At 47.7% G+C, this 7,962-nt stretch carries 8 protein-coding genes and 2 pseudogenes; 7 read left to right on the top strand and 3 right to left on the bottom strand.

From position 1 onward, the window contains the following. Nucleotides 1-300 precede the first annotated feature (300 nt). Nucleotides 301-408: pseudogene (locus C7N83_RS16295) on the top strand (IS481 family transposase); the annotation flags it as partial. Nucleotides 409-453: 45 nt separating this feature from the next. On the opposite strand, the gene C7N83_RS14930 reads toward C7N83_RS16295, so the two are convergent. Continuing rightward, nucleotides 454-597 (bottom strand): hypothetical protein, encoded by a 144-nt coding sequence (locus tag C7N83_RS14930; RefSeq protein ID WP_170064905.1) that lies wholly within the window; start codon nt 595-597, stop codon nt 454-456. 140 nt (nt 598-737) lie between these two features. On the opposite strand from C7N83_RS14930, the gene C7N83_RS11795 reads away from it, so the two are divergent. From C7N83_RS11795 to recR, 3 genes are all read left to right on the top strand, one after another. Beyond that, a complete protein-coding gene (locus tag C7N83_RS11795) occupies nt 738-1,085 on the top strand; it encodes an arsenate reductase (RefSeq protein WP_106742858.1) in 348 nt (115 codons plus the stop codon). 152 nt (nt 1,086-1,237) lie between these two features. Beyond that, nucleotides 1,238-2,767: a SurA N-terminal domain-containing protein gene (locus tag C7N83_RS11790; RefSeq protein ID WP_106742857.1), complete on the top strand. Its 1,530-nt coding sequence runs from the start codon at nt 1,238-1,240 to the stop codon at nt 2,765-2,767. Between the two features lie 79 nt (nt 2,768-2,846). Beyond that, a complete protein-coding gene (gene recR / locus C7N83_RS11785) occupies nt 2,847-3,452 on the top strand; it encodes a recombination mediator RecR (RefSeq protein WP_106742855.1) in 606 nt (201 codons plus the stop codon). 72 nt (nt 3,453-3,524) lie between these two features. Here recR and C7N83_RS11780 read toward each other — a convergent pair whose 3' ends face one another. Then, nucleotides 3,525-3,812: a hypothetical protein gene (locus C7N83_RS11780; RefSeq protein ID WP_106742853.1), complete on the bottom strand. Its 288-nt coding sequence runs from the start codon at nt 3,810-3,812 to the stop codon at nt 3,525-3,527. A 224-nt stretch (nt 3,813-4,036) separates the two neighbouring features. Here C7N83_RS11780 and C7N83_RS11775 point away from each other — a divergent pair, with 224 nt between their 5' ends. The 3 genes from C7N83_RS11775 to recD all read left to right on the top strand — a co-directional run bounded on the left by C7N83_RS11775 (nt 4,037) and on the right by recD (nt 7,797). Then, the gene (locus tag C7N83_RS11775; RefSeq protein ID WP_106742852.1) at nt 4,037-5,287 is read left to right on the top strand and encodes a lipoprotein-releasing ABC transporter permease subunit; all 1,251 of its coding nucleotides are present in this window, start codon (nt 4,037-4,039) and stop codon (nt 5,285-5,287) included. Continuing rightward, nucleotides 5,280-5,960 carry a lipoprotein-releasing ABC transporter ATP-binding protein LolD gene (gene lolD / locus C7N83_RS11770; RefSeq protein WP_106742850.1) on the top strand — a complete coding sequence of 227 codons (681 nt, stop codon included), beginning with the start codon at nt 5,280-5,282 and terminating at the stop codon, nt 5,958-5,960. The genes C7N83_RS11775 and lolD overlap by 8 nt, the downstream gene beginning before the upstream one ends. Nucleotides 5,961-6,057: 97 nt before the next feature. Then, on the top strand, nt 6,058-7,797 hold the full coding sequence (gene recD, locus C7N83_RS11765; protein ID WP_106742849.1) for an exodeoxyribonuclease V subunit alpha: 1,740 nt from the start codon (nt 6,058-6,060) through the stop codon (nt 7,795-7,797). Nucleotides 7,798-7,875: 78 nt separating this feature from the next. On the opposite strand, the pseudogene C7N83_RS16290 reads toward recD, so the two are convergent. Next, nucleotides 7,876-7,962: pseudogene (locus tag C7N83_RS16290) on the bottom strand (IS1595 family transposase); the annotation flags it as partial.

Below are 7,962 nucleotides of genomic sequence, written 5' to 3'. Positions count from 1 at the left end.
GGTAAACTTTCCGGGCAGAAATTCCGGCAAATATTACGCCTTTCTGCCTCAGGTTTGACTGCTTCCGACACAGCCGGATTAACGGCAGCCAGTGTCCGAAGTGCCAACAACCCGTTCCCCAAACTGCAGCACCGTATTTGCTGACGAATGTGGGAAGCAAACCCCGTTTTCAGATATCACCGAACCGGATGGGCCTTATTCCGGTGCCAACCGCTTTGAAGACAAATGTTCCGGCCCGCCAAAGCGCAACGCTACGGCGCTGACTGAGCCAGAGGAGCTTTACCTGCAGAAAATCCTTCGCTGCCTTTGGATGACCTGCTTTATGCCTTAAAACCGGAAATCCCCAAACTGACACGCTCCAATCTGCACCGCTGTCTGAAATATCACAATCTTTCCCGTCTTTCCGATGCTGTCGTTTGTTTTGTATTACAGTCATCAAAAGCCGCTCAAATCTCAGGGGTTTAAAATGCCTTTACCTTGTTTTTGCGCATATTGGTTAATGGTTTTCTCAAACAGCGAATTGCTCGGTTTACCGTCTGAGCAGCCTGCTATAAGCACAGAAGCGGCAATTAAAGAAAGTGTTACGTTTTTTTTCATCGGGTTGCTCCGTAATTAATGTCGTATGTCGGGATGTTTGTATCACCGAAAGCCATTATTGCTTATAATAATATACTTTGTGGCAAACTGTGCAAGCTCTCGGTAGAATAGCAGTGCAGAGTTATGATGAAAGGCTGGATATGATTAAATTATATGGTATTCCCAATTGCGATACAGTGAAAAAAGCCTGCGTTTGGTTGGTTGAGAATGGCGTAAAAACTGAATTTGTCAATTTCAAAAAATTGCCGCCTACGCCTGAATTGCTTAATACATGGCTGTCGCAAATGCCTTTGGAAAGTTTATTAAACAAACGCGGCACGACTTGGCGTAAACTAGATGCAGAAATCCAAGCGCAAGCGGCGGAACAGGAAAATGCGGTTCGAATTATGGTTGAAAATCCAAGCTTGATTAAGCGCCCGGTACTGGATAAAGAAGGTCAGTTTTACGTCGGATTTTCGACAGATTATTATCAGCAAATTTTCGGTTAATCGGCTAATAAGACTTCAGACGGCCTTCCACGCTTGGAATTGTTTCTTCCATAAAGGCCGTCTGAAAAAGCAATGGAAGTGCAGATTCACGAAAAAAACGTTACAATGTGCGTTTGCCTCTACATATCTTTAAATTTCTTCATTGAGTTGTTATGTTCCATTCCGTTGAAAAATATAAATTGCCCGCCCAGATTTTATTGGGTTTGATTGCGCTGACTTTTGTCGGTTTCGGTGTAAGCACTGTGGCGGCACCGGGTTCGGATTATATTGTGAAAATTGGTGATCAGAAAGTCAGCGACCACATCTTGAATGCTGCCATGCAAAATGCGCAAGCGGCAGGCGGCAATGAATCGCGTGAAGCGGTATTCCAATCACTGTTGCAACGCGCTTATTTGACCCAAGGCGCGAAAATGATGGGCATTGCGGTGTCGCAGGAACAAATCAAACAAATTATCGTGGATGACCCGAGCTTTCATGATGCCGACGGTAAATTCAGCCAGGCGAAGCTGACGCAATATCTCGGCCAACGCCGCATGAGCGAAGATCAGTTTGTCGAAGAAATCCGCGAGCAGTTTGCTTTGCAAAATCTGCTGAATTTGGTGCAAAACGGCACGATTGTCAGCGATGCACAAGCAGTGCAGTTGGTTAACCTTATCCAAGCCGCCCGTACTGTGCGGTCAGTGACGTTCAGTCCGGAAGTGTTTGCCTCACAAGTTAAGGCAGATGATCAGGCCGTACAAAGTTTCTACGACGCGAACAAAAAGGATTATGTGGTTCCGCAAGCAGTCAAGATCGAATATGTGGCTTTGGATGCCAATCAGTTGGCAGCCGGGCAAAAGGTAAGCGAAGAAGAAGTGCGTAAGGCGTTTGATGAGCAAGCAGCAGCCGCTCCGACGGATAACAAACCGGTTTTTGAGCAGGAAAAAGCCTCTATTGAAACGGAACTGAAACTGAAAAAAGTTGCCGGAGAATTCAATAAGCTCAAAGAGCAATTGGCCGAAGAAGTGTTCAATAATCCGAACAGCCTGACTGAAGCAGCCAAGAAGCTAAATCTGAAAGTAGAAGAGCCTGACGAATGGCTGACCCGGGCAAATGGCAAAGCAGCAGGTATGCCTGATGAGCTGATTACGGCAATTTTCAGCGAAGATGTTTTGCAGAAAAGGCATAATTCCGAGCCGGTAACCATCGCGCCGGATGTGGTGTGGGTGGTGCGCGCCAAGGATGTACGCGAAGAGAAAACCGCACCATTTGACGAAGTGAAAGAAGAAGTACGTTCCGCTTATTTGCTGGCCGAAGCACGCAAATTAGCCGAGAAAAAAGCTGATGAAGCGCTGGCTGATTTAAAATCCGGTCAGAAAACGACAGTTGAATGGTCGCAAGTTTCTGATTTGAATGCACAGCAAGCCCGCCAATCTATGCCGCCTGGAGCGTATGCGGAATTATTGAAAGCGCGGCCGGCGGCCGGTAAACCGGCTTATGTGAAACTTGAAGGTTTACCTGCTCCGGTGATTTTGGAAGTGCAGGCAATAAAACCCCCGGAAAACGTCAACGAACAATTACCGGCAGCCAAACAAGCGGTAGTGCAGCAGCAAACAGCCAATGTGTTTGACCAATTGTTGCAATATCTGAACAAGAAAATCAAACATGAGCAAGGTGCTCAAAAGGTAAATCCGACAGAATAACGGATTAAACCAAACGGCCGGTGTTCCGGCCGTTTGGTTTACCAAGATTTAACGGAAAACAGCGAGGCCGTCTGGAAATATGAATAAACAACCTGATGCGTTCGGCCGATTGATTAATGCCTTGAAAATGCTGCCTAATGTCGGTCCCAAATCCGCGCAGCGCATGGCACACCAGTTGCTGCAGCACAAGCGTGAAGAAGCTCAGGAATTGGTCGATGCTTTACAGCATGCCTTAAAACAGGTGCATCATTGCCGTGTGTGCAATACCTTTACCGAAAACGAAACCTGCGATATTTGCGCCGATGAATGCCGCGACAAAAGCCGCCTGATGATTGTGCATATGCCGGCAGATGTGTCGAACATGGAAACGGCACATTGTCATGACGGTTTGTATTTTGTGTTGATGGGGCAGATTAGTCCGGCGCAAAACATGGATATTTCATCGATTGCCTTGGATAAGCTGGTTGCGCGTTTGCAGCAGAGCGAAATTAATGAAATCATTATCGCCACCAGCTTTACGGCAGAAGGTGATGCCACGGCGTATGTGTTGTCGGAGTTATTTAAAAACCTGCCTTATAAAATCAGCCGCCTGTCGCGTGGGATTCCTTTGGGCGGCGAATTGGAATATGTCGATGCCGGCACTTTGGCGCAGGCGGTTTATGAGCGGCGCATAGTGAAAGAATAAATAAAGTGTGAAAATCATGTAAAGGCCGTCTGAACGGGTGTTCAGACGGCCTTTGAGTTTGTCTTAAGCAGATTATTTGCAGTTTACGCCCTGAATTTTAGGGGTATCGCCTTCGCCTACTTTGAAGGTACATTTGGTGCTGCTGCTGCCGGAGACGACAACATTACCACCCGAGCGGGTCAGGCTGACCGGTTCTTTCACACCCATGCCCAAAGCAGTAGCGGCCAATTGTTGCACGTGTGTTTCAGAGTAAGGGGTATTGTTGGAAGCAATTTTAACTTCTTTAGCAGCATACGCATTAACGCTGAACACCAAAGCAGTGGTGGCGGCGGATAAAGCTAAGAGTTTTGTACTTTTCATTGGATTTTGTCCTTTTACTTATTAATGGCACCCGATGGGCATCGTTGGAGTCAGAATAAAGACAATTCGCTGCAAGTGCAAATTTTTAGACGGATTTTACTGAAATTGTGGTTTAAACGACCAGTCTTTACAGTTGGGTTTTCATGCCGTATGCGTTTCAGACGGCCTTCGTGTTTTACGGTACAATACCGCTTTTATCTTTAAATGAAGGCAGCTTGAATTAAATGGCTTCTTTAGAATCTTGGATCGGCCTGCGTTATCTGCGGGCGAAAAAGCGCAACGGATTCATGTCGTTTATCACTATGATTTCAATTGCAGGGATTGCGTTGGGCGTGACCGCGCTGATTGTGGTGTTATCGGTGATGAATGGTTTCCAAAAAGAAATCCGCGGCCAACTTTTAAATGTCGCGCCACATGTGGAAATCGGTTATTTCGACAATGGCAGTGGCGCGAAATGGCAGGATTTGCGCCGTTATATTAAAGACAGAAAAGAAGTGCTGGCCAGCGCGCCTTATGTATCCGACCAAGCCTTGCTGGCTAATTCGGGCGAAGTGCGTGGTGTACAGATTCGGGGAATTTTACCGTCTGAAGAAAAAAATGTGGTAGATTATGGCAAAGACATGCCTGTTGGTAGTTTTGATGATTTGAAGCCGGGCAGTTTCGACATTATTTTGGGTGAAGGTTTGGCGCAGGTATTGGGGGCGGAGCTGGGGGGCAAGGTCACGGTGATTACGCCTGAAGGTAACGTGACTCCTGCCGGTGTCGTGCCGCGTTTGAAGCAGTTCAATGTGGTGGGCATCGTTAAAACCGGTGTGTATGAAGTCGACAACAGCTTGGCAATGACGCACATTCAGGATGCGCAGCTATTATACCGTTTGGGCGACGGTGTCGGCGGTTTGCGCCTGAAGTTGGCCGACCCGCAAAGCGCGCCTGATTTTATTGCCGGCCTGATTCCGTCAGCTGATCGGCAAGATGTTTGGGTACGTGACTGGACATTCAGCAACCGCAGCTATTTTGAGGCCGTTGAATTAGAAAAACGCATGATGTTTATCATTTTGACGCTGATTATTGCCGTGGCGGCATTCAATTTGGTGTCGTCATTGGTGATGGCAGTAACCGAGAAACAAGCCGATATTGCGATTTTGCGCACGCTGGGCTTGTCGCCGGCCGGTGTGATGAAGATTTTTATGGTTCAGGGTGCGTTTGCGGGTTTTTTCGGCACGCTGATCGGCGTAATATGCGGTGTATTACTGGGCTGGAATGTCGGCAAAATCGTGGCATTCTTCGAAAAACTGTTCGGCGTGCATCTGATTAATTCGCAAATTTATTTTATCGATTATTTGCCGAGCGATGTCAACATGAAAGACGTGGCCGTGATTGCGTGTATTTCTCTGGCCTTGGCCTTTATCGCCACGCTGTATCCTAGCTGGCGTGCGGCGAAAACCCAACCTGCAGAGGCGTTACGCTATGAATGATATTGTGTTGAAATGTGAAAACGTCGGTAAAAGCTATAATGACGGTGCGTTGAATGTGCAGGTGTTAAATGGCTTGAATCTGGAAGTCAGCCAAAGTCAGAGCGTCAGCATTATCGGTTCATCAGGCAGCGGTAAATCTACCCTGCTGCACATATTGGGCGGATTGGACATGCCGTCTGAAGGCCGTGTGATGTTGATGGGGCAGGATTTGGGGCAAATGAGCCAAAAGCAATTGGGTTTGTTGCGCAACCAATATTTGGGCTTCGTGTATCAATTCCACCATCTTTTGCCTGAATTTTCTTCTTTGGAAAACGTAATGATGCCTTTGTTAATCGGAAAAAAACCGAAAGCAGAAGCCGAAGCGCAAGCGGCGGTGATGTTGGAAAAAGTCGGTTTGAAACAGCGTATGCTGCACCGTCCGAGCGAGCTGTCGGGCGGCGAACGCCAACGTGCGGCGATTGCCCGCGCGCTGGTGACGCAACCGAAATGCCTGTTGGCCGATGAGCCGACGGGTAATCTTGACCGTAAAAATGCGCAGAATGTTTTAGACATGATGTTGGATTTGAAAAACGAATTCGGCACCAGCCTGATTGTAGTCACGCATGACGATGAATTGGCTGTGCGTTTCGAGCGTGTGATGACCATGCAGGACGGGCGTTTGCAAGAAAAATAATCCATATGGCAAATGTATGTAAAACGGTATAATAGGCCGTCTGAAAGATAGTTGGGAAGCGACTTTTTTCAGACGGCCTCTTTCGTGAGAAAACAAAATGAATGCGCCCAACGATTTAAATCAAGCAGCGGCGTTGGCTGCCACACAATTTTTGCAACACTACGCATCCGAAGATGCGGCCTTAGTTGCGCCTTATATTGAAGCCTTATTCAACGCGCTGCAAAGCGGGCATTCTTTTATCTGGCTCGACGATAAGGAAGCTGCAGCCTTAAAACACGCTTCTTTAGTGGTTGGCGCCGCTGGTGAAACGCCGCTGGTGTTAAACGGCCGGCGTTTGTTTTTAGGCAGGCTATGGCAGCTTGAACACGACTTGGCCATTGAAATCAAACGGTTGGCAACGGAACCCGTTGATAATGTTAATTGGTTGCAGGCTTCGCAAAATCTGCAAAACTGGTTTGCCGAAAAAGGCAGTGAAGGGCAGCGCGATGCCGCCGGATTGGCCTTGTTGCAATCCTTTATGCTGATTACTGGCGGCCCCGGTACCGGCAAAACCACCACAGTTGCCAAATTATTGGGGCTGATTTGCGATAATGACACATCATTGCCGCGCATTGCCTTGGCTGCACCTACTGGCAAAGCTGCCGCGCATATGGCTCGTTCGCTGCATCGCGCATTGGACGGCTTCGATTTACCCGAACGCACCAAACAGCATTTGTTGTTGCTGGAGGGGCAAACCGTACACCGTTTGCTTAAACTCCGCCCGCCGAAAATGCAGTCAGCTTTCCATATCCGACAGCCACTGCCTTTGGACGTATTGGTAGTGGATGAAGCATCGATGCTGGATTTATCGCTGTCGCTGCAATTACTCAAAGCCATACCGAGCAGCTGCCGCGTTATCTTTTTGGGAGATGAATTTCAATTGCCGTCGGTCGGGGTCGGGGCAGTATTGGCAGCTTTATCACGTGAAACCGTCTTAGACGAAGATACTCATCACCGCTTAAGCCAATATCTGCCGCAACATACATTTTCCGTTGCTGAAAATCCGCCTGCTTTGTCACAAAACATAGCACATTTGCATGTCAGCCACCGCTTTGGCGCGGACAGCGGCATCGGCTGTTTGGCGCGGGCGGTGATTTCCGGTCAAAGTGAAGCGGCATGGGCGTACTTTGAGCGTTTTCCCGATGAATTGCAGGTATTGCATGCCGATATGAAACATCAGGCCGAACTTTTATATAGTAAGCATGATAAATACTGGCAGGCAGTAGACAGCAATAATATTGCGTTGGCATTCGGTCATGCGGCGGATGTGGTTGTATTAACGGCATGGCGGCAGGATGCGGATAATTTCAATCAGGCGTATTTCCGCCATTTGAAGCGTCAGCAGCGCATACCGGCCGATATCCCGTGGTTTGCCGGACAAATGATTATGGTGACGCGCAATGACTACATATTAGATGTATTCAACGGTGACATCGGCCTGATTATGCCAGATACGGAATCGGCTAAAGGTTTGGCGGCTTATTTTCCATTTTCAGACGGCTTCAAAAAAATCCCCATAAGCCGGCTGCCTGCATTTGAAGCAGCCTTTGCTATGACGGTTCATAAAAGCCAAGGCTCGGAGTATCGGGAAGTATGGCTGCTGCCGCCAAGCATCGACACGGCAAAAGAAAGCCGTGATGTGTTAAATGGCTTAAATAATGCGGTGTTGTACACAAGTATCACTCGTGCGCGGGAGCGTTTTGTGTTTTGGGGTGACAAAAAAAACTTTGAATGGGCAGTCAAAACACAGAAAAAACGGCAAACTGCATTAGATGAGATGATTAATACGCTGTTTTAAAAAATTAAACCAAACTACATTATATTTCTTTTTATGAAATTTTTAGTAGCTTTGCATAAATTTTGAGGCTGACGCAGATTAGCCCCAAACACCACACCATTCCCGCAGCATTTCAAGCTGCCCGGACGGTGTGCCGAAGTCAAAGCGGAACCCGCATTCTTTCAA

Source organism: Neisseria iguanae, assembly GCF_003013245.1.
Classification (GTDB): Bacteria; Pseudomonadota; Gammaproteobacteria; order Burkholderiales; family Neisseriaceae; genus Neisseria; species Neisseria iguanae.
This window is presented reverse-complemented; position numbering and strand designations above follow the sequence as displayed.